At 48.9% G+C, this 20,252-nt stretch carries 16 protein-coding genes; 10 read left to right on the top strand and 6 right to left on the bottom strand.

Features of this window, described 5'->3' with window-relative positions:
* Nucleotides 1-368: 368 nt before the first annotated feature.
* Both OCU43_RS21440 and OCU43_RS21435 read right to left on the bottom strand, forming a co-directional pair.
* A complete protein-coding gene (locus OCU43_RS21440) occupies nt 369-2,831 on the bottom strand; it encodes an ABC transporter permease (RefSeq protein ID WP_175483569.1) in 2,463 nt (820 codons plus the stop codon).
* 1 nt (nt 2,832) lies between these two features.
* Entirely contained in the window at nt 2,833-3,519 is a 687-nt protein-coding gene (locus tag OCU43_RS21435) for an ABC transporter ATP-binding protein (protein WP_091360306.1), read from the bottom strand.
* 67 nt (nt 3,520-3,586) lie between these two features.
* Between OCU43_RS21435 and OCU43_RS21430 the strand changes: the two genes are divergently transcribed.
* Nucleotides 3,587-4,135: an arylesterase gene (locus tag OCU43_RS21430; protein WP_245756610.1), complete on the top strand. Its 549-nt coding sequence runs from the start codon at nt 3,587-3,589 to the stop codon at nt 4,133-4,135.
* Here the strand turns inward: OCU43_RS21430 and OCU43_RS21425 are convergent.
* Nucleotides 4,050-5,765 carry an ATP-binding protein gene (locus OCU43_RS21425; protein WP_175483570.1) on the bottom strand — a complete coding sequence of 572 codons (1,716 nt, stop codon included), beginning with the start codon at nt 5,763-5,765 and terminating at the stop codon, nt 4,050-4,052. The two genes, OCU43_RS21430 and OCU43_RS21425, sit on opposite strands and share 86 nt — an antisense overlap.
* A 167-nt stretch (nt 5,766-5,932) precedes the next feature.
* Nucleotides 5,933-6,928, bottom strand: coding sequence for a branched-chain amino acid aminotransferase (locus OCU43_RS21420; RefSeq protein ID WP_091360311.1), 996 nt, complete (start codon nt 6,926-6,928; stop codon nt 5,933-5,935).
* 278 nt (nt 6,929-7,206) lie between these two features.
* Between OCU43_RS21420 and rfaC the strand changes: the two genes are divergently transcribed.
* From rfaC to OCU43_RS21385, 7 genes are all read left to right on the top strand, one after another.
* Nucleotides 7,207-8,208, top strand: coding sequence for a lipopolysaccharide heptosyltransferase RfaC (gene rfaC, locus OCU43_RS21415; protein ID WP_091360312.1), 1,002 nt, complete (start codon nt 7,207-7,209; stop codon nt 8,206-8,208).
* 2 nt (nt 8,209-8,210) lie between these two features.
* Nucleotides 8,211-9,245, top strand: a complete 1,035-nt coding sequence (locus OCU43_RS21410) for a polysialyltransferase family glycosyltransferase (RefSeq protein ID WP_091360314.1) — start codon at nt 8,211-8,213, stop codon at nt 9,243-9,245.
* A 42-nt stretch (nt 9,246-9,287) separates the two neighbouring features.
* The gene (locus OCU43_RS21405) at nt 9,288-9,971 is read left to right on the top strand and encodes a putative nucleotide-diphospho-sugar transferase (protein WP_091360315.1); all 684 of its coding nucleotides are present in this window, start codon (nt 9,288-9,290) and stop codon (nt 9,969-9,971) included.
* 93 nt (nt 9,972-10,064) lie between these two features.
* Nucleotides 10,065-11,087 carry a lipopolysaccharide heptosyltransferase I gene (gene waaC / locus OCU43_RS21400; RefSeq protein WP_091360317.1) on the top strand — a complete coding sequence of 341 codons (1,023 nt, stop codon included), beginning with the start codon at nt 10,065-10,067 and terminating at the stop codon, nt 11,085-11,087.
* Nucleotides 11,088-11,443: 356 nt separating this feature from the next.
* Nucleotides 11,444-12,688, top strand: coding sequence for an O-antigen ligase family protein (locus OCU43_RS21395; RefSeq protein WP_091360318.1), 1,245 nt, complete (start codon nt 11,444-11,446; stop codon nt 12,686-12,688).
* A gap of 1 nt (nt 12,689) precedes the next feature.
* On the top strand, nt 12,690-13,556 hold the full coding sequence (locus OCU43_RS21390) for an alpha-1,2-fucosyltransferase (RefSeq protein ID WP_091360320.1): 867 nt from the start codon (nt 12,690-12,692) through the stop codon (nt 13,554-13,556).
* Nucleotides 13,557-13,558: 2 nt separating this feature from the next.
* A complete protein-coding gene (locus OCU43_RS21385) occupies nt 13,559-14,578 on the top strand; it encodes a glycosyltransferase family 2 protein (RefSeq protein WP_091360322.1) in 1,020 nt (339 codons plus the stop codon).
* On the opposite strand, the gene OCU43_RS21380 is transcribed toward OCU43_RS21385, so the two are convergent.
* Both OCU43_RS21380 and OCU43_RS21375 read right to left on the bottom strand, forming a co-directional pair.
* Nucleotides 14,575-15,504, bottom strand: a complete 930-nt coding sequence (locus tag OCU43_RS21380) for an LpxL/LpxP family acyltransferase (RefSeq protein ID WP_217647458.1) — start codon at nt 15,502-15,504, stop codon at nt 14,575-14,577. The genes OCU43_RS21385 and OCU43_RS21380 overlap by 4 nt on opposite strands.
* 433 nt (nt 15,505-15,937) lie before the next feature.
* Nucleotides 15,938-16,825, bottom strand: coding sequence for a glycosyltransferase family 2 protein (locus OCU43_RS21375; RefSeq protein ID WP_091360325.1), 888 nt, complete (start codon nt 16,823-16,825; stop codon nt 15,938-15,940).
* A gap of 214 nt (nt 16,826-17,039) precedes the next feature.
* On the opposite strand from OCU43_RS21375, the gene msbA reads away from it, so the two are divergent.
* Together msbA and hldE are read left to right on the top strand one after the other, a co-directional pair.
* Nucleotides 17,040-18,827, top strand: coding sequence for a lipid A export permease/ATP-binding protein MsbA (msbA, locus tag OCU43_RS21370; protein ID WP_245756611.1), 1,788 nt, complete (start codon nt 17,040-17,042; stop codon nt 18,825-18,827).
* Nucleotides 18,824-20,248, top strand: a complete 1,425-nt coding sequence (gene hldE / locus OCU43_RS21365; protein WP_091360327.1) for a bifunctional D-glycero-beta-D-manno-heptose-7-phosphate kinase/D-glycero-beta-D-manno-heptose 1-phosphate adenylyltransferase HldE — start codon at nt 18,824-18,826, stop codon at nt 20,246-20,248. The genes msbA and hldE overlap by 4 nt, the downstream gene beginning before the upstream one ends.
* The last annotated feature ends 4 nt before the right edge of the window (nt 20,249-20,252 follow it).

Genomic DNA, 20,252 nt, shown 5'->3' with positions numbered 1-20,252 from the left:
GCGCGCTTTATCGGGAAAGGATGCCAGCATATTTGATATCCTGTGGAACGATACAACCGTTTAAAAGAGACTCACCACAGAGGACACTGAGAGCACAGAGAAAACCTTATAAATAGCGTTTCTCTGTGTCCTCTGTGCTCTCTGTGGTAAACATCTCCTTATACTTCTTAGCGTCACTGCAACGTCAGGAGCTTGGGCTTTTCCCGCCTGCAAGAGATTGCTTTGCAGAGATTTTACATATCTGGAGAGCGCACCAACCTGACTTAAACCGGGAAGATATCAATTCTTCCCCATAACACGCGAAGAATCTTTATATCCGGGCTCATGCACTCCAGACTTGATAGTCGGGGCTTATAGTCGTGCTTATATCAACTCTGTTGTAGTTGCCGGTAGCCGCTGTGACGGTGGCTGATCAGTGCTGCAAGGGTAAACAACAGCATCCCGGTTAGCGGCAGGATAAGCCAGATCCAGGGATGCAGCAGCAGAGGAAGATCCAGCAGCCGATAGCTGATCAGGCCGGTGATTATCTCCGTTAACACAGCGGCCATCGCGCCGCTGGCGCAGCCCAGCAGGGCAAATTCGAGAATGTCCAGTTGCCGGGTTTGTGCTGCGGTGCTCCCCAGCACCTGTAACAGGGCGTTTTCGTGGCGTCGTTGTTCCAGTTCCTGTGATACCAGCAGTTGCACCAGAACGATGCCGGCACACAGGGTTATGCCAAGGATCAGGGTCGATGCCTGAATCAGGCGATCGATCAGCTCACTCGCCTGATTGATCCACTGACTGACATCGATCAGCGTCAGCGAAGGAAAACGTTTGAGCAGTTCGCGGCTTAACCCCACCTGCTTATCTGATAACCGGAAACTGGTGATATAAGTCTGTGGATAGTTCTGCAGCACACCAGGGCTGAAAATCATATAGAAATTTGGCCGGAAAGAGCGCCACTCAACTTTACGGGTGTTGCTGATCGTCGCGCTAAACGAATCGCCTCCCACTTCAAAGGTGATTTTATCGCCCAGCTTTAAACCGAGATTGGCTGCCAGTTGCTGTTCGACGGAGATCAGGTTCTCCTGAGTATCCATGGGCCACCAGGAACCACTCACCAACTCATTGTGCGCTGGCGCTTTGGCTAACCAACTCAGGTTTAGCTCGCGCTTTAAAGCATTGTTTTCCAACTGATCCTGATCCAGAACCCGTTCTGGAGGCTGACCATTAATTGCGGTGATCCGACCCCGTATCATTGGATAGAGGTCCGTTTCTATCCCTGAATCCGTGAGAAACTGACTGAGCGGTTGCAACTCCCAGGGCTGGATGTTGATAACAAACTGATTGGGGGTGTTCACCGGTAGTTGAGCTCGCCAGCGGTTAACCAGTTCGGTCTGGCTGATCAGCAGGCTGCATAGCAAGGTCAGTAACAGGCACATGATACCCAGCTGCACCCGGTGCCACTGACGTTGCTGGTGGATGCGGTAACTGAGCAGGCGTCCCAGACGAAACCGTCGGGCTAGCAACCGGCCAGCCGGGGGCAGTAGCAGACTGGCACAAAGACCGGCCAGCAGGATGGTGATGACGCTTAACAGCGTGGCGGCAAGAGCATGGGTGACCGAGCCCAGATAGAGGGCAATCACGGCGCCTGACAAAAACAGTATAACCAGCCGGACGGGCCAGCTGAGCCCCTGATGGCTGAGCTGATCATGGCGCAGCAATCCCATCACCGGAATCCGGCTGATCTGCAGTAGCGGTGAATACCCTATAGCCAGCAGTAACGCCAGACTCAGCAATGGGCCGGTAGCGGTTAAGCGATAATCGGGGGAGGGCAGTCCTGAGGGGAGCAGCGGCTGTAGTACTGATCCGGTCAGTTGCAGCAACAGCAGGCTTGCGATCACGCCGATAAGGGCGGCCAGCAGCCAGCCAAGCAGCAACTTTATCAGATACAGCTGCAGTATCTGTCGTGGTTTCATTCCCAGGCTCTGCAGCAGGGCGCTGCGGCGATACTGTGCGCTGCTATAGCGCCTCAGGCTGAGGGTGATCAGCAGGCCACACAGCAGTATGCCAAACAGGGAGGTCATGCGTAGAAAGCCAGATGCGTTTTGCATCGCCCCGGATGCCAGCGGCTGATCTTCATAGACCGACCAGAGCCGCTGTTGTGGTGTCAGGGCTTGTTGCAGTCGGGCGTGAAAATCCCTGATCTGCTGTTCCGGGCCGCTGAATAGCGTCCGGTAGCCGATCCGGCTACCCGGCTGAATCACCCGGGTGGCGGCCAGGTCTTGCCGATTGATCAGAAGTTGCGGGCTGAAACTGCGAAATCCGGTGCCCCGGTCGGGTGAACTGATGACTGCCGCGGTGATTTTCAGCTGTGAATATCCCAGCGTGATGGTTTCGCCAACGCTGATCCCCAGCCGCTCTAACAGTTGCTGTTCGGCCCAGGCGGTTCCCTGAGCGGGTATCCGGGTCGATTGCGGTGGCTGGGTAACTATCTCCCCCCGGAGTGGATAGGGGGAGGCGACAGCCCTGACAGAGCTCAACAGCATCTGCTCATCGGTGCTCACCATGGTGGAAAACTGAATGACGTTGCTGTGTTGCAAGCCCTGTTCAGATGCTGCCGTCAGCAGGCTGGCGGGGATAGGCTGGCTGTCACTCAGGCTGAGATCGGCCCCCAGCATTAATGCGCTTTGGCGATTCAGCCCTTTTTCCAGCTGATTGCCCAGCAAGGTCAGGAAGCTGGCCAGGGTTGTTGCCAGGAACAGCGCCAGTAACAGCGCCCGCCACTCAAAGGTTCGCAGGTCGGAGCGGCTCTGTTTCAGGGTCAGACGGATAAGTTGTGATGATCTCATCCTATTGCTCCTGCAAACGTCCGTTATGCAGGTAGAGTCGCCGCTGGCAGCGTTGAGCCAGAGAGGTATCATGGGTGATCAGAATCAGCGTGGTGTTGAGTTGCTGATTGAGCTGAAACAGCTGCTCAATGATCTCGGTGCCGGTTTGTTCATCCAGATTACCGGTGGGCTCATCGGCGAATAACAGACTGGGTTGCGTGGCAAATGCCCGGGCGATCGCGACCCGCTGCTGTTCCCCGCCGGAGAGACGCGCGGGGGTATGCTGGTGTCGCGCCTGAAGGCCAACCCGGTCAAGCCAGTCTGCAGCCTGCTGTTCAGGGTTGGGGTGCCCCTGTATCTCCAGGGCTAACTGGACATTATCCAGGGCTGTCAGTTCCGGCAATAGCTGAAATGACTGAAACACAAAGCTGATATGGTTGGCCCGCATTTCGGCACGGGAGTGCTCATCGAGTCCGGCCAGTGGCTGACCCAACAGTTCAACAGAGCCTTTACTTGGTTCGTCTAATCCTGCCAGAATACTTAACAGGGTTGATTTACCTGCGCCGGATGGGCCGATAATAGCGATGCTCTCGCCAGCCTCGGCGCGCAGACTGATATCAGTAAAAATATCCAATCCACCGCTCTGGTCTGCAAAGGTTTTCGCCAGGGCATTGGCAATCAATACAGCACTGGGTTCGGGAGTCATCATGTCATCTCTTTTTGGAATCATCTTGTTACTGGTGTCTAGCTTAGCATGGAGCGGTACTGTTTTAGTCATGGGTGACAGCCTTTCTGCTGCATACGGAATCCCTAAAGACAGAGGCTGGGTCACACTGCTCGAACAGCGGCTGAACGACAGTCAGTTCGACTATCAGGTGGTTAATGCCAGTATCAGTGGAGAGACAACCCATGGTGGTATTACGCGTTTGCCCGACCTTCTGGATCAGTATCAGCCAGACATTGTACTGCTGGAACTGGGGGCCAATGATGGTTTGCGGGGGGCTCCTCTGCCGGTTATAAAGAACAATCTCAGCCTGTTGGTGAGTCAGTCTCAGTCCGCCGGAGCTCAGGTGTTGTTACTGGAGATGCGTATACCACCCAATTATGGCCCTCGCTACAGCGACGGTTTTAGCGGGCTCTTTGCCCAGGTGGCGGAACAGCAGGGCGTGCCGATGGTGCCGTTTTTTATGGCTCCAGTGGTATTGCAACCGCAACTGATGCAGGCGGATGGTCTGCACCCTAATGCGCAGGCTCAGCCGGCGCTTCTTGATCAGGTATGGCCCTTTCTGAAGCGCTTGTTGTCGCCTCAGAACCAAGCGGGATAACCACGATTATCCGGGTACCCCGGTCATGATTTTTACTGATCTGAAACACACCTCCCAGGGCTCTGACCCGTTCGCGCATGCCGATCAGACCAAAGCCCTTTTTGAAGGCATCCTGTTCGATATCGAAACTGCAGCCATCGTCACTGATCATAACCTCCAGACGGTCGCCACTGATCTCTTTGCGTTGTCCCTGTGAGGTTCTGTGAATATCGAGCCAGACGTTGCGCGCCTGAGCGTATTTGATGATATTGCTGAATGCTTCCTGCACCAGACGGAACAGTGTGATGTTGTAATCTTCCGACATCTCGTTGAGTGCACCGCGGTAGTCATGATGCAGGGTGATGCCATGTTCGGCTAAGCGGTTAGAGACAATACACTCCTGAATCGCGTCAATCAGGCCCAGATCGTCCAGCGCTGACGGGCGCAATGCCCGCATCATTCCATAGGTAACATCATAAATATTCTGAGCGATCGCATCGATCGATTCGGCTGTCTGGTTGACCAGGCTGTTCTCTTCCGGGTGCACCCGCTTAAGGATTTTGGCATCGGTTCTGATCGCTGTCAGCGATTGCCCCAATTCGTCATGCAGCTCGCGTGACAGGTTGCGCCGCTCCTTTTCCTGTACCGCCAGCACCTGATGGGTCAGGCGACGATTTTCCACTAACTGTTCCCGTAGTTCACGGGTGCGGGTATGGATTCTCACTTCCAGTTGCTGGCGCTCATTTTTCAGCGTCTCATAGATGGATGAGTGTTCGATAGCCGCTTTCACTTTCTGCCGCAGGTAGGCTGTCAGCATAAAGTAGACCGCGAGTGACGCTGATAACAGGATCAGCAGCATCCCCAGGTTGATGTTCTTGGGGCCGAACTTATGCACAATTTTGATCCTGAACGACTGGCCAAAACGAGTGACGGTGCGCTGCTCTTCAAGGGTGGGAAGCCAGATAGGCAATCTGGTTGTTGCCTCTGAGAGATGCTGATCAAGAATCTCACCGTTCTCATCCATCAGGCTGATACTGGCATGTTCGGAAAGGAAGCTGGTGTTTGGCAGCATCCCCTCTGTATCTATGATCAGTGATGCGATATAGAGGTTGTCGGCTGAGGGGGCCGTATTGCGTTCAAAGAACGCCAGGAACAGACCATATCCGGTTTTGTTGTTGTCCAGAGTGAAAGGAGGGGAAGTCACCGGCTGATGATATTTGCGCACGAAACGGATGGTTTCGGTAAACACCGGATCAGTCAGCAGATCTTTGTTCAGCAGATAGCGGGTATCCGGGTTGAGGGGTTCGATAAACGTGATGGGAAAGCGGACACTGAAGTCATCCCGGGTCGGGTCAATACGGAAATCTTCAGCTCTGCCAAAATTGCTGCCGTCCACTTTCTGCTGTCGCTGAATCTGCAGCCTTTCGATATGTGGGTAACGTTTGCGCATCTCGTTGGCAAAGCTACGAATCGATTCCTGATCGTTGGGTGATGATGACACCAGTACGGTAAAACTCTGGAGCAGCACTTCATTAATATAGGCTTTTTCGTAGATCGATGAATATACGAACTGCGCATCATTACTGAGATCTTTTTTGAGCCTGCTGTAGTCAGCATACAGGCTTAGCCCTGCCATCATAAGGGTCAGCATTAACCAGCCCGTGGTAATGAAGGGAAAATAGCTTCTTTGCATCGGTGTTGTTGTGTTCCGTGATCAGTTTATGAAATCCATATCATCGGCTAAGTGTAAACTATTTATTCCCAGAGCCAAAAAAAAAGCGCCGAAGCGCTTTTTTTGTGTGTGGTGACAAACCAACCTCAGATGCGGGTGAGCCAGCCGTGAGTGTCTTCTGCCAGTCCCCATTGAATATTGTTCAGTGCCTGACGCAGTTTCAGGGTTGTTGCGCCGATACCGCCATTGCCCACCGGGTACTCTTTACCCTTGTGAATCAGCGTGCCAACCGGGGTCAGTACCGCTGCAGTACCTGACAGGGCGGCCTCACAGCCCGGTTTGGCTGCACGTTCCAGTAACTCATCAATCGTCAACTGGCGCTCCTGAACGTCCATACCCAGATCCCGGGCGATGGTCAGGATCGAATCGCGGGTTACGCCATGCAGAAAGCTTTCATCCAGCGCTTTGGTAATCACCTGATTGCCATCGATGAGCAGGAAGTTTGCGGCGCCGGTTTCCTGAACATCGCCACCGGGGCAGAACAGCACCTGGTCAGCATTAAGTTCCTGTTTGGCTTTCATAATCGGGCGTAGTGCGCTGGCGTAGTTACCGCCACTCTTAATCATTCCCATATGGGCGGCGCAACGGGCACCATTCTCTTCCAGCAACAGGCGCAGGGTCGTGTCGCCACCGGCAAAGTAATCGCCCACCGGCGACAGCAGAATATACTGGCAGGAGGTGACAGAAGGGGTTGCAGCCTTACCTATCGCCGGCTCTGTGCCGAAATGGGTTGGGCGGATATACATTGAACCCGGAGGCTCAGGTACTTCATCTTTAAAGCGGCTAACAATATCGATAATCATCTGACCGGTGGCAGCTTTATCTATCTCTGGCAGAGCCAGTAACTGGCTGCTTTGAGAAAAGCGCTCGAGATTACGGTCCATGCGGAAGATATTGATTGATCCATCCTGATGACGGAACGCCTTGAGGCCCTCAAAACAGGTGCTGGAATAGTGCAATACATGTGCTCCCGGGTGCAGCTGCAGGCTATCGCTGCTGACGACCTCAGCTGCGCTCCAGCTGTTGCCATCAAACCAGGAGATTGCCATTTCCGGCATAAACACAGTTCCAAAAGCTGCCATTGGTTACCTCGAAAAGATAATAAGTTGATTGATCTGTTGCACGCAGCGTGATTCAGAGAAATTTTCAGGCCAATGATTGTAATCAGCAATGATTAAAAAGGGAATCGGCTACCGAATAATAAAGCGGGATAAAACGAAGAAAATTAACCTGAAAGCAGCGAAATCCTCTGTAATTCAGTGCCGCAGATCCCGTAGCTATCCCCCGGATGGGTGAACTGTGAATGATAAATGGTATACTGCGGCCTTATTTAACGCCTCTGAAACAGACAGGAATCCCCTTGAAAGTTCTGATTGTGAAAACCTCATCCATGGGGGATGTTATCCACACCCTGCCGGCGCTTACGGATGCGGTAAACGCTATCCCCGGTATTCGGTTTGACTGGGTCGTGGAGGAGGGATTTGCTGAAATTCCCCGGTGGCATTTTGCCGTTGATAAGGTGATACCGGTGGCGATCCGTCGCTGGCGCAAAAACCTCTGGAAGACATTTACCAGTGGCGAGTGGAAACGCTATCGCACGGCGTTGTCTGAGACGGATTATGATCTGGTGATCGATGCTCAGGGGCTTTTGAAAAGCGCGATGCTGGTGACCCGTTACAGTCGGGGGATAAGTTGTGGCTACGATAAACATTCGGCCCGGGAATCGCAGGCTGCGTGGTTTTATCAGCGCAAAATAAACGTCAGCAAAGATCAGCACGCGGTAGAGCGCACCCGACAGCTGTTTGCCCGGGCGCTGGGTTATGAGGTTCAGGGACGTGGTGACTTTGCCATTCGTAAACACTTTATGCCTGATCAGACTACCGCATCGGATTATCTGGTTTTTCTTCACAGCACCACCCGTTTTGATAAACACTGGCCGGAGCTCTATTGGCTGGAGCTGATCGATAAAGCGACTGCCGCCGGGTGGAAGATCAAACTGCCCTGGGGGAACCCTGACGAGAAAGCGCGGGCAGAGCGGCTGGCCCGGGATAGTCATGCCGTTGAAGTGCTGCCCAAACTAAACCTGGCTCAGGTGACGCAGGTTCTGGCAGGCGCTGCCGGGTGTGTATCGGTGGATACCGGCCTGTCGCATATGGCTGCCGCACTGGACCGCCCCAATGTGATTCTGTTTGGCCCCACTGACCCGGGGCTGGTGGGTGGTTATGGTAAGGATCAGATCTGCTTAGAGGCGAAAACTCAAACTGACAGCGGCCGCGATGTCGAGCCTGCCGTGTTTGCTAATCTGACGCCGGAGATTGTGTGGCAGACTCTATCGTTACAATGCCTGAACGCTGAGGATTAATTGTGAACTGCTCAGTCTATTTTGTATCAACGTTACTGCATCTTTTTACAGCGACTGCTATTGCAGGTGAGCGTGAAAATGAGAACGCAATACTGGTGTTTATCGATCAGCCTGAGGGAAAGGTACCGCAGATTTTCCAGCTTGTTCAGCAGTGGCAAAGCTCTCCCTTTGCTGAGTCGCATCTGTTCTATGGACGCCTTAAAGGCGGTTTGAGCAAACTGAAAAAAAGGCGAGTACTGTTTCGGAATATAAAGAGCTTAATTGAAAGGCTGGAGCCTGATCATATTTTTGTAGGGAATGACCGCCGTATAGAGTTTCAGTATGGGATGCATGTTGCCGGGTCAAACGGCAAACAGGTCGTGGGTCACTATATGGATGAAGGCACATTCACCTATGTTGGACGTGAAGCGTCCAGTGGCATTGGTGATGTGGTCGTGGATAACCTGCTAAAAAAACTGTTCTATGGCCTATGGTGGAAAAATCCCCTGACGGTTGGCGAATCTGCCTGGATAAGTGAGATTCATGTCGCCTTTCCGGAGCTGATCGACCCGCGTCTGAAAACTAAGGTTATCCATTGTCTGTCTGCAGAGAGCTTTCAGTCGGACTCTCTGAAGCAGCTTTCCCAGATGATGCTGCAGGTAAACGGTGTTAGTGAGGAACAGATCCTCAACCTTGATGTATTAATAACGTTGCCCCATGAGTCGCTGTTTGAGAAAAATAGTGGCTACAAAGAAAAGGTGTTGGCTCTGTTCTCTGAGCTGGAAGGGGTTGTTGCCGTTAAATATCATCCGCGTAATAGCTGTGAAGATGCTCTCGGATTAAAGCAGTATGGGGTTGATCTTCTTCCCTCCTCAGTGAGTTATGAGGCTATTTTACCTCTGTTGAAAAGCGAGGTCCGGGTTATTGGGGATGTCTCCTCTACCCTGTTACTAACCCGATGGTTGAGGCCTGAAATTGAAACGATCTCATATCGCAATGGCACAGAAAATAGCAAGTTTGAGCAACTGTTCAGTGATCTGGGCATACAGGTACGTTAACAGATCAGGCTCGCATGCAAACAGTATTTTAGAGAAAATAATATGATTGTTATTGGTTTTTATACAACGGATCCCGTTTACAGCTCGGCCTATGAATTGCTGGCTCGATCTCTGAGGAGGGTTGGGCATCAATATGATTTTCGTAGTTTTCCACCAAACGAATGGAAAATGATGACAGACCTGAAAGCCAGAATCGTTCTGGAAAGCCTGGAAAAATATAAAGAGCCTGTTCTTTATATAGATGCGGATGCTTTTGTTCATGAAAATATGGAAGAATATTTTAATGATATAAAGTGTGATATGGCCGTGAATGTTATAAATAAAAAAGACGGTAGTGAAGAACTTTTATCCGGAACAATTTATTTTGATTATAGTAGTAAGGTGATTGAATTCGTTAAACTGTGGATGCGATTGATAGAAGAGAATCCGAGTCTTATAGATCAGCAGAATTTACAAAAGGCTGTAGAGGAATATGATCATGGACTAAAAATACATCGATTATCTGCAGCTTATACCTATATATTCGATCGTCAGTATGTTGACGTGGATAAACCAATAATTGAACACCTTCAGGCTAGTAGAGAAATATATTGTCGAAAGGAAATGCAGAGCTTTAAGAACAGACTGAAAAAGCTTGTTGGTTTAAAAGTAAGTAAAGAGGAGCTATTGAATCGACGGCATAAACGTCTAGCTGAACTCAATGATATGTTTGAAGGCCATGAATAACTATTATCATTGTGAATAATTTAAAGAGGATGAGAGGGTTTATGTCTGGTAGCTGTTGCACTTATCTCATTCTTACTATTTAGAAATTAAGTTATGATGAAAAAAATATTATTGGTGAAAATGTCTTCATTGGGCGATCTGCTTCATACCATGCCTGCGGTTACTGATGCGCTGGCAAACATTGAGGGGCTGAAGATAGATTGGCTTTGTGAAGAACCTTTTGTTGATATTGCCAGATTGCATCCTGGGGTGAATGTTATCCCTCATGGACGCTTACGCTGGAAGAAGCGTCGTTTTGCCTTAGAAACTTTGACAGAACAGTACCACTTCTACAAAGCATTACGACAGACAAAGTATGATCTTGTTATTGATGCTCAGGGAAGGATCAAGTCTGCGCGTGTTGGGTGGTTGTCAGGTGCTCCTGTTTGTGGGCCTGATAAATACAGCGCTACGGATCCTGAGACGAGAGTATTTTATAAACAGGGAATATCAACCCTGTCCGTAACAAATGCAGTTGATAAGGTTCGCCTGCTTTTTTCCCGTGCTTTGGATTATGAACTGGCTGGTGACGCTTGTTTTGGGATAGAGGCCGGGAAGTTAGCATCCTGTCCTGAAAACTGGCAGGGAAAGTATGTTTTCTTTCATGGTACCACCTGGCAGTCCAAACATTGGCCAGAAAGAGAGTGGATACGTTTGCTTGAACTGGCAAAAAAGAGAGAGAAAGGTGTTCTTTTACCCTGGGCTAACGAAGAAGAACGGTTGCGCGCTGAGAGAATAGTTAGTCAGGCCGGTTGGGGAGAAATTCTGCCTAAAATGTCTTTATGGGATCTGTGCGGTATCATCGCCAGAAGTAATGGTGCCGTTGGTGTCGACACTGGTTTGATGCACGTAGCCGCCGCTATGGGCATCCCGACAGTATCGGTATTTGGTAGTACCAGCGTTGCCTTGACTGGAGCGCAGGGGAACAATGTTACCAATCTCCAGGCGCAATATGAATGCTCTCCTTGTAAAGAGAAGTGTTGTCCGCGTCTTGAAGAGGGGGAGCCCCCTTGCTATAGCAGTTTGCCGGGCGATTTTGTTTGGCAGCAACTCCAGAATCTAATAAGTAAACAGTAGCTTTTGAGTGAGCCGGTTCGCTAAGTGAGGGTGTGGAAGAAGAACCTGCCGCTAAATGATCAGCAGGCGTTACAACGTGCTTTTCAGCAATATCAGGATGAATTGAAAGCATACTCTCTCTGCCGCGGTTACTCATATTTTTGACTGCGTTCATGAGGCGGTTAAATGTCTTGTTATTGAGCTTCTACAAGTCAGTATATCAATTTACTGTAGAGAAAATATGAAAACACTTAAGAGTAGGTTTGGAAAGTATTTGAGGCTGAAGGTACAGCCTGCGGGACTATTAAAAAGAAGGTATCCGCGGATTTATGAGCTTAATCAAGTTTGTTCTGAAGTAATATAACAGGAAGTTAGTAATGGCTATGTTTTACAAGGAAGGCCTTGCGGGTCAGTTCGTTATTTATTGCGTACTATTCGCGTTGGTCATCTATCTTGCAGCAAATGAACTTGCCAATGGATTGCTGATTGTTGGGGGCCTGGTTTCGCTCTTTATTTTTGGTCGCAGATACCGGGTGCTGACCGATGGGATAGGGAAGGAGGATATCACGTGGATATTTACCCTTCTATTATATCCAATGTGTTTTTTATATGCTTTTATTCTGTATCAGTCAAAGATAGACGCTGAAACCTTTGTCGAATTCTTCAGAATATCACTTTTAGTTGTAATGGTGTTTCTGGTAGCAAGGAAAAGTCGGGTGTTAACCTTTACCACCCTTAAAGTGGCAATCTCTGTTTTTGCAGGGCTTACCGGCAGTCTGGGGATTATCGTCTGGTTTATACAGGGGGGAGGGAGGATATCAGTAGGTACTTCGCTTATTAATATGTATGCTTTACTGATAACCTGCGCCGCAGGAATGGTTATGCTTTTCTGTCTGATTGAGTCTGTCGATATGAAAAAGCTGTATTATCGGGCGTGCTTTATCACAGCTGTTGGTGGCGTTTTTGCTTCCGGTTCGAAGAGCGCAATACTGGCGCTGATCTGCGTGTTTTTGTGTTTATCTGTTTTTCACGTTTTCCGAAACAGGGGGCGTCTCAAGGATATCTTGATCTTGCTAATGCCTCTGATTCTGTTTGGTTCGATGATGAATCCCTTCAGTCGCATCGAATCGATGATTAGTAGTGTAGATATGTATGTGGAAGAACAGTCAGAGAGATCATCAACTGTCAGCTCGACAGGCCAGAGAGTGCAGATGTACCGTGCAGCGATAGTCGGTATTCTTGATGAACCCTTTTTAGGTAAGGGAACATGGCGGCTGGGAGAGATATTTCCCGATCGAATAGAGAGTGGATCCCTCGCTATCTCAACAAAGCGGTATGTTCATGTCCATAATGAGATTCTTCAGGCCTGGCTGACGAGAGGGGTTCCTGGGGTGCTACTGTTGCTAATGTTGTTTCTGGTGCCTATGAAGGCGGTTAAGAGCAGCGATCTTTTCCCCAAAGGGTGTATCTATATAACATTATTTGTCTACATGATATTTGCGATGTTTGAGGCCCCTTTGAACGCCAACGTCTCCTATGCTTTCTTTATGATTGTTATCTCATTGTTGCTTGCTTGTCGGTCGGGTGTCCAGGATTATATGGTTGAGTTTTCAGGGAGTTAATGTGGTTATTGTCAGATTGATAGGTGGTTTAGGTAACCAGTTGTTTCAATATGCGTATGCGTTGTCGCTCGTTGGAAAAGGTTATCGTGTTAAGTTGGATATATCTGAGTTCGATACCTATACACTACATGGAGGCTTTAGTCTGGGGGCCTATGGCCAGGGTATTGAGATTGCATCTGATGCGGAGGTGAACGCTCTAACCCGTGTGGGACCTCTATCGACAGTGTTACGGAAGCTTCAGGGCAAAAAAAGCAGACGTGTCATCAGGGAGTCTAACTTTTCCTTTGATGAAAAGATGCTGTTGCCGGAAGATAACCATTATCTTGTGGGTTATTTTCAGAGTGAGAAATACTTTGAAAATATAAGGGGTGAGCTGCAGGAGTTTCTGTCCCTGGAGTACAAACTATCTGATTACTCGCGGCGGGTATTTGAGGATATAAAAAACTCGGTTGTTAGTGTGTCAGTGCATATCCGTCGTGGCGATTATGTCAGCGATCAGTCTGCGTATAGGACTCATGGGGTTTGTTCGCTGGAGTATTACTCTGCTGCGATAAAGCACCTTGAGGAAGGCCATTCAGAGGTCGATTTTTATATTTTCTCCGATGATATTAATTGGGTGAAAGAAAATTTAAAGGTGAAGCGCGCGCAGTATATTGCCTCAGAGCAGAAACGCTTCGCAGGTGAAGATATCTATCTGATGAGTCAGTGTGATCATAATATCGTGGCGAACAGCTCTTTTAGTTGGTGGGGGGCATGGTTAAATGATAATAGTCGTAAAGAGGTCATTGCCCCTCAGCAATGGTATGCAGACCCTGAAATGCAAAGACTGAGTAAACCTCTCGTGCCAGCTGACTGGATAAGGCTTTAGGAATGAACGTGTCAGACCTGCCATTGGTTAGCGTCATTATTCCTGTTTTTAATGGTGCAGATTATCTGAGTGAGTCAATCATATCTATTACTGAACAGACTTATCCTAATATTGAAATTATTGTTATTGATGATTGCTCTTCCGATAACAGTGTTGCTCTTATCGAGAGTATGGGTGCGCATAATATTACACTTTTGCGAAACCAGAAAAATAGCGGTGTAAGTGCTTCACGCAATAGAGGTATAAGAGCAGCGAAAGGTAAATATATAGCCTTCATGGATGCTGATGATATCAGTGTTCCCCATCGTATCGAAAGGCAGGTTAGCTTTCTGGAAGTGAATTCGGATTTTGGTCTGATCAGTTCAGCCTATGAAACCTTTGAGGGAGACTCGCTGTCTGGCAAGAGAAGCCTTAAGGTGTTGCCTTCCGATCCGGATTATATTGCTGCCCGTTTGCTTTTTCAGTGTAATATCTGCTGCCCTGCGTCGATGTTGCGCACCGAGCTATTAATACATCATGGTTTGTATTTTGATGAATCATTATCTATGTGTGAAGATTGGGAATTGTGGTACCGAATGAGTCAGTTTACCCGAGTTTCTAATCTTGCGGATGTGTTGCTCTATTACCGCAAACATTCCAACAATGCTTCTAATAAAAGGGAGGAGATGCACAGGAGTAGAATGGGGTTGTTCCTGAAAAGCTTTCGTGATTACGGCGTTAATGTCGATGGATTATTTAATGACAATTTTTATCTGAAAGGGAAAGCCGAATTCTGTGCTTTTATCGAATCGGCTGAATGTTTTGCGAATCAAAACCGGGCAGGGCAAGAATTCAGTGAAAAAGAGATTATTGCAGCCACTGCCTATGCTTTATATGAGATCTTTAAAGCCAACGCCATGATACTGGGTTACAGTATCTATGATGATTTGCGCAGTTCATGGTTGTATCAGTACATGGACATTAGCCCAAAAAATCGGATTAGAAACTTTCTCCGTTGTAAGCGAGCTTCCCTGAAGTTTTAAGTTCTGATCGATTGATAAATATTCTTTTCCCCTAAAGGCGCTGTTTTAAAGCGTTTATGCACCCACATATATTGTGAAGGTGCTTTGCGGATACCCTCTTCAATCGCTTTGTTAATGAGCAACGCATCCTGCTCTTCTGAACCTGAAGGAAACCCTTTTACCTCACTGCATTCGAGGATATAACCCGAGTTATCGGGTTTCCTCCAACAGTCCAGTTTTACTAATGGGGAGCCATTCAGGCTGTGCATTTTTGTGGTTGCTATCGTGGTGGCGGCGGGGTGGCCGAAGAAAGGTGCAAACAGGGTTCCTTTTCGCCCAAGATCCTGATCAGGGGCATACCAGATACAGTGGTTGTTGCGCATCGCTCTGAGCATCAGGCGGGTTTTTTTACGTTCTACAGGGTGACTGAAACGTTTACGTCCGCTGGTAAAAAACCATTCAAGCATCGGGTTGTCATGTTTTCTGTACAGAGTGCTGCAAGGCTTGCCATGAAGCGAGAAAAGTAGTCCGGCGAGGTCGAGGCAGGAGAAGTGCCATCCCATCAGAATGACGCCATTGCCCTTTTCCAGTTCCCGGTCCAGCAGGTCGAAGTTGCGGAACTCCGTTATCTGATGGAAAAAACGTGTATCTTTCCAATAGGACCAGCCTGTTTCTATCAGGCCTGTGCCATTGTGCTCAAATACTTCTCTCACCCGTTGTTGCTGTTCTTCGGGAGAAAGTTCCGGAAAGCAGGTTTGAATATTGACAGTGGTTATATATCTGCGATTTTTCATCAGGTGGTAAAGAATTCGCCCCAGATGTTTTCCGATCCAGAGCCCCCAGTGGAATGGTAGGGCACAAAACAGACGCAGAAGCCCGATGCCGATCCATATCAGCCAATATCTCGGTGCAAGAAAATCTGACCAGCACGCTTCTTTATTGCCCACAATTCATCCAGATGCTGTAAAATCAGGTGATTATAATATTCAAACCTGGGTAACACTAGGGAAGCTACGATTAAGCGCCCCAGTTTTGCTTAATTGAGTGATTTTAGCGGACATGGTTAATATTTAGTCAGCTAAGCAGTCCTCTAATCTCATTGATTTCCCTGAGTGCTGGTGGATTTGCCTTACGTTCAGCATATGATCAACGTGTGTGATATTGGCATGAGCCGTTTTTACTATCGCTTTTCATCAAACCAGGATAACGCGTTTTTATAAAATCAAACGGGCACTGAATGATTCGGAATGGAGGCTCAGCTTTGACGCGGACACTAGCCTTAAGGTATTCAGTCCGGATTTTCAGCCTTTACGCTTCCTCTACAAACTGTCTTTATATGTAACATTGATGTGACCGACGATCATGGGTAATCAGGATATTTTATTTGTATGGCAAGGTGCGAATCTGCCACCTGCCATTGGCGTAGTGAATGTTTTTATAATCGATCTCTTGGAAATTTGAGTCTAAGTGATGTGTTGAGATCATCCTGGATAAACCGAGCCTCTTAAGTATAGGGACTTTTCTTATCTTTCTCAGGGCGTTGATTTTTTTAGCCGTGGTTATGACGTTTTGTGGGAGTTCTCTTTTCATCGCGTCAATGATTGGTAGCATCTCCTGGTGACATTCAGCTGCATTCTGAATAGCTCTGTTTTGATCGTGAATTCTATAACCTCCAAGGATAGCATCTATCGAATAGAGTTCAGCATGCTGAAAAAAGCGGCACCAAAGCTCTCCGTCAACCATGTATTTCTGACTCTCGTCAATATAGCCCCCAGCCTTTTGCCATAGACTTCTGCGCCAAAAAGTTGATTCTTGTTGAACCCAGTTATACTTTCCAGTTAGAAAGTCATAGATATTTTTTGGGTTCCTTTGGGCTGTTGTCATTACCCCCTCTTTATTCCATAAGCCATTAAAGCCTGTAATCCATTCTACTTCAGGGAATAACTCGAAAATTCTGGCTACGGTATGGAGGGCTTGTGGCGTATATTTATCATCTGAATTTATCCAGGCCATTATTTCACAATCGGTTTCAGCAAAACCTTTGTTCAGAGCATGGGCGTGACCGCGATCAGGCTCTGAAGTATAAAAATGTAGTTGGTCTGAGTATGCCTCGATAATATCCTGGGAGCCGTCAGTGCTGCCTCCGTCGATCACTACATACTGTAGTTCAGGGTACTGTTGGTTTACTACCGAGCGTATGGTTTCTTCAACAAAGGGCGCTTGATTAAAAGAGGGAGTAACAATCGCGATGGAGATGGGATTTGGCATAAGAAATCATCAATAGATGTTAGAGTTAGGTCGTATGTGTCAAAAACAACATTGCGTTGTTGGTAAGTTATACAGCGTTAAAGGGCCTTTGTTGTCCATATTTGATGCTAATGTTGTAAAATATGAAATTGTAATGTTTGTCGTCCAGCAGCACTAGCGTATCGCGCTGTAGATTTGTTATGGCTGTCTACAATAATCTGAGAATTTTTCAATAGTGAAAAGTGGGAATAGTTTGCAGGTGTATCTTCGCCTGCTCAGGTATGTCAAAAAATATTGGTCAGCATTTCTACTCAGCGTTGTTGGTTTTGCTATCTATGCTGGTTCACAGACGGCATCTGCAAAATGGCTGGAGGCGTTTGTCGATACAGTAGGGTCAGGCAAGCTGGACAATCGGGGCTTGCTGGCCCTGGCAGTGTTAGGAATCTTTTTTATCCGCGGTGTTGGTACGTTTCTCGGCAACTATGGACTCTCCTATGTGGCCCGCTATGTGGTTCACGATCTGCGTTCAGATCTGTTTAAACATCTGATGTTGCTGCCCAGTGCTTACTATCATAAAAACTCCAGCGGCGAGCTGCTGGCTAAATTAACCTATAACGTTGAGCAGGTTACCGGGGCGGCAACCAATGCGTTGAAGGTAGCTATTCGTGAGGGCTTTACTGTTATCGGGCTGTTTGGCTATATGCTTTATCTCAACTGGAAGCTAACGCTACTGTTTCTGGTTGTCGGGCCGGTGGTGGGTGTTGTGGTGGGCATTGCGGCACGCCGGATGCGTGGCATCAGTCGCAATGTGCAACAGAGCGTCGGTGATATTACCTCGTCCGCATCTGAAGCCATTAAGGGCTATCAGGTGGTGCGTATTTTCGGCGCCACAGAACTTGAGACCGAACGTTTTATCAAAGTCAGTCAACAGAATCGTCGTCAGGTCATGAAGATGGTGGTGACTCAGTCGATTACTACTCCCTTCGTGCAGATGATGGTGGCTGGAGTGATTGCCCTGATGACATTTCTGGCGATGGAGCCAGATCTGATCAGAGAGATGACGACCGGGCAGTTTATTGCCTTTATCTCTGCCGCTGCGCTGATGGCGAAGCCGGTACGTTCGCTCACAGAGATCAGCAGCATGATTCAGTCGGGACTGGCCGCATCTGAAAGTGTTTTTGAAGTGGTTGATACACAGCCGGAAAAAGATACCGGTTCATTGGAGTCTGAACGTTCTCAAGGGGCTTTGTCATTCCAGAACCTTGGATTCAGATATGACCCCGATGGTAAGTTGATTCTGGAAAATATCAGTCTTGATATTCAACCAGGCGAGACCATTGCGCTGGTGGGTAAGTCCGGTAGTGGTAAATCGACTCTGGCAGGTTTGCTGCCGCGGTTTTACGACGTCACTGAGGGAGAGATCCTTCTCGATGGGCACAATATTCAGGACTATACACTGGCTAATCTGCGCAGTCAGATCGCGCTGGTCAATCAGCAGGTCGTTCTGTTTAACGGCACAATTGCTGAAAATATCGCTTATGGTGGTATGGCTGAGTGCCCCCGCGAACGGATTGAAGCGGCGGCAGAGGCAGCCCATGTAGCGGAGTTTGTTAAGCACCTCCCGGATGGGTTGGATACCATGGTGGGTGAAAATGGAGTACTGCTATCCGGTGGTCAGCGCCAGCGTATTGCGATCGCCCGGGCGATTCTCAAAGATGCGCCAATACTCATTCTGGATGAGGCAACCTCAGCACTTGATACCGAGTCTGAACGCCATATTCAGGATGCGCTGGAAAATGTGATGCAGGGACGAACCACACTGGTGATTGCTCACCGGCTGTCGACTATTGAAAATGCTGATCGTATTCTGGTGATGGATGCTGGCAGAATTATCGAACAGGGTAGTCACGCTCAGCTACTGCAAAAAGGCGGGGTGTATGCCAATCTTCACAGCCTGCAATTTTCTGAAACTGCGGTCGCTATGGAAACCGACGAAACCACAAATCAGGAACCCAATCAATGAAACTGGTAATGCCCCGATTAGATAAAGCGCAGGTCTTAGTTGTCGGCGATCTGATGCTGGATCGCTACTGGCATGGGCCGACTTCGAGAATCTCCCCGGAAGCGCCGGTGCCAGTCGTCAAAATCGATCAGCGGGAAGATCGCCCCGGTGGCGCCGCTAACGTTGCACTGAATATAACCGCTCTGGGCGGAGGTGTTTCACTGGTCGGTATTGTAGGGCGGGATGAAGCGGGTCAGGCGTTGCAGCAGCAGCTTGAATCGGCGCAGGTTAACTGTCGTTTCTGTACCAGTGACAGTGAACCGACGATCACTAAACTACGTGTTTTGAGTCGTCACCAGCAACTGATCCGTCTGGATTTTGAAGAGCGTTTTACTGCTGACCACAGCGCAGCATTACAGCAGCAGGCTGAGATGATGCTGAGTAATGTCAGTGCTCTGGTGTTATCGGATTATGATAAAGGTACCCTGAGTAATCCTCAGGTGCTGATCAACGCCGCCCGTAAAGTCGGAGTGCCAGTACTGGTCGATCCAAAAGGCACCGACTTTGAACGTTACCGTGGCGCAACACTTCTTACCCCTAATATGGGTGAGTTTGAAGCAGTGGTGGGGTGCTGTCGCTCGGAACAGGAGTTGGTTGAGAAAGCGCAACTCCTGGTGGAACAATTGGATCTGGAAGCACTGCTGGTGACCCGCAGTGAGCAGGGGATGACTCTGATTAAACCGGGCCAGAACGAGGTCCATTTTCCTGCTCATGCCCGCGAGGTGTTCGATGTTACCGGTGCGGGTGATACGGTTATCTCGACTCTGGCCACGGCGCTGGCTGCCGGTGAAACCCTCGAGGTGGCTACCGGGCTGGCCAATATCGCTGCCGGTATTGTGGTGGGTAAACTGGGCACCGCCGCGATCAGTGGTCCGGAACTGCGCCGGGCGGTCAATCGGGCCCAGGGATCTGAGCGAGGTGTTGTTAGCGATGAGCAGTTGCTGATCGCATTGGAGGATGCCCGGGCCGCCGGTGAAAAGATTGTTTTTACCAATGGTTGTTTTGATATTCTGCACGCGGGTCACGTCGGCTATCTGGAGCAGGCGCGGGCGCAAGGCGACCGGCTGGTGTTGGCGATCAATGATGATGAGTCGGTACGCCGGCTTAAGGGAGAAGGGCGTCCTATTAATCCGGTTGAACGAAGAAAAGCGGTGCTGTCAGGTCTGGAAGCGGTCGACTGGGTGGTCAGTTTTGCTGAGGATACTCCCGAGAGGTTGCTGGAACAGATCCGTCCCGAGGTGCTGGTGAAAGGGGGGGATTATGGCCTTGAGCAGGTGGTTGGCGGTGAGTATGTCAAAAGCTATGGTGGTGAAGTAAAAGTGTTGTCTTTTCTTGATAACTGCTCAACCACAGCGATTGTGGAGAAAATACAGAGCAGTTGATTGG

Source organism: Amphritea atlantica (assembly GCF_024347255.1).
Lineage (GTDB): Bacteria > Pseudomonadota > Gammaproteobacteria > Pseudomonadales > Balneatricaceae > Amphritea > Amphritea atlantica.
Note: the sequence above shows the minus strand (reverse complement) of the source record. Positions and strands in the feature narration are given on the sequence as shown.

Bases quoted from the DNA above. Each gene is read 5' to 3' on its own strand.
- OCU43_RS21440 (WP_175483569.1), bottom strand. From the start codon at position 2,831: ATGAGATCATCACAACTTATCCGTCTGACCCTGAAACAGAGCCGCTCC.
- OCU43_RS21435 (WP_091360306.1), bottom strand. From the start codon at position 3,519: ATGATGACTCCCGAACCCAGTGCTGTATTGATTGCCAATGCCCTGGCG.
- OCU43_RS21430 (WP_245756610.1), top strand. From the start codon at position 3,587: ATGGGTGACAGCCTTTCTGCTGCATACGGAATCCCTAAAGACAGAGGC.
- OCU43_RS21425 (WP_175483570.1), bottom strand. From the start codon at position 5,765: ATGCTGACCCTTATGATGGCAGGGCTAAGCCTGTATGCTGACTACAGC.
- OCU43_RS21420 (WP_091360311.1), bottom strand. From the start codon at position 6,928: ATGGCAGCTTTTGGAACTGTGTTTATGCCGGAAATGGCAATCTCCTGG.
- OCU43_RS21405 (WP_091360315.1), top strand. From the start codon at position 9,288: ATGATTGTTATTGGTTTTTATACAACGGATCCCGTTTACAGCTCGGCC.
- waaC (WP_091360317.1), top strand. From the start codon at position 10,065: ATGATGAAAAAAATATTATTGGTGAAAATGTCTTCATTGGGCGATCTG.
- OCU43_RS21395 (WP_091360318.1), top strand. From the start codon at position 11,444: ATGGCTATGTTTTACAAGGAAGGCCTTGCGGGTCAGTTCGTTATTTAT.
- OCU43_RS21385 (WP_091360322.1), top strand. From the start codon at position 13,559: ATGAACGTGTCAGACCTGCCATTGGTTAGCGTCATTATTCCTGTTTTT.
- OCU43_RS21375 (WP_091360325.1), bottom strand. From the start codon at position 16,825: ATGCCAAATCCCATCTCCATCGCGATTGTTACTCCCTCTTTTAATCAA.
- hldE (WP_091360327.1), top strand. From the start codon at position 18,824: ATGAAACTGGTAATGCCCCGATTAGATAAAGCGCAGGTCTTAGTTGTC.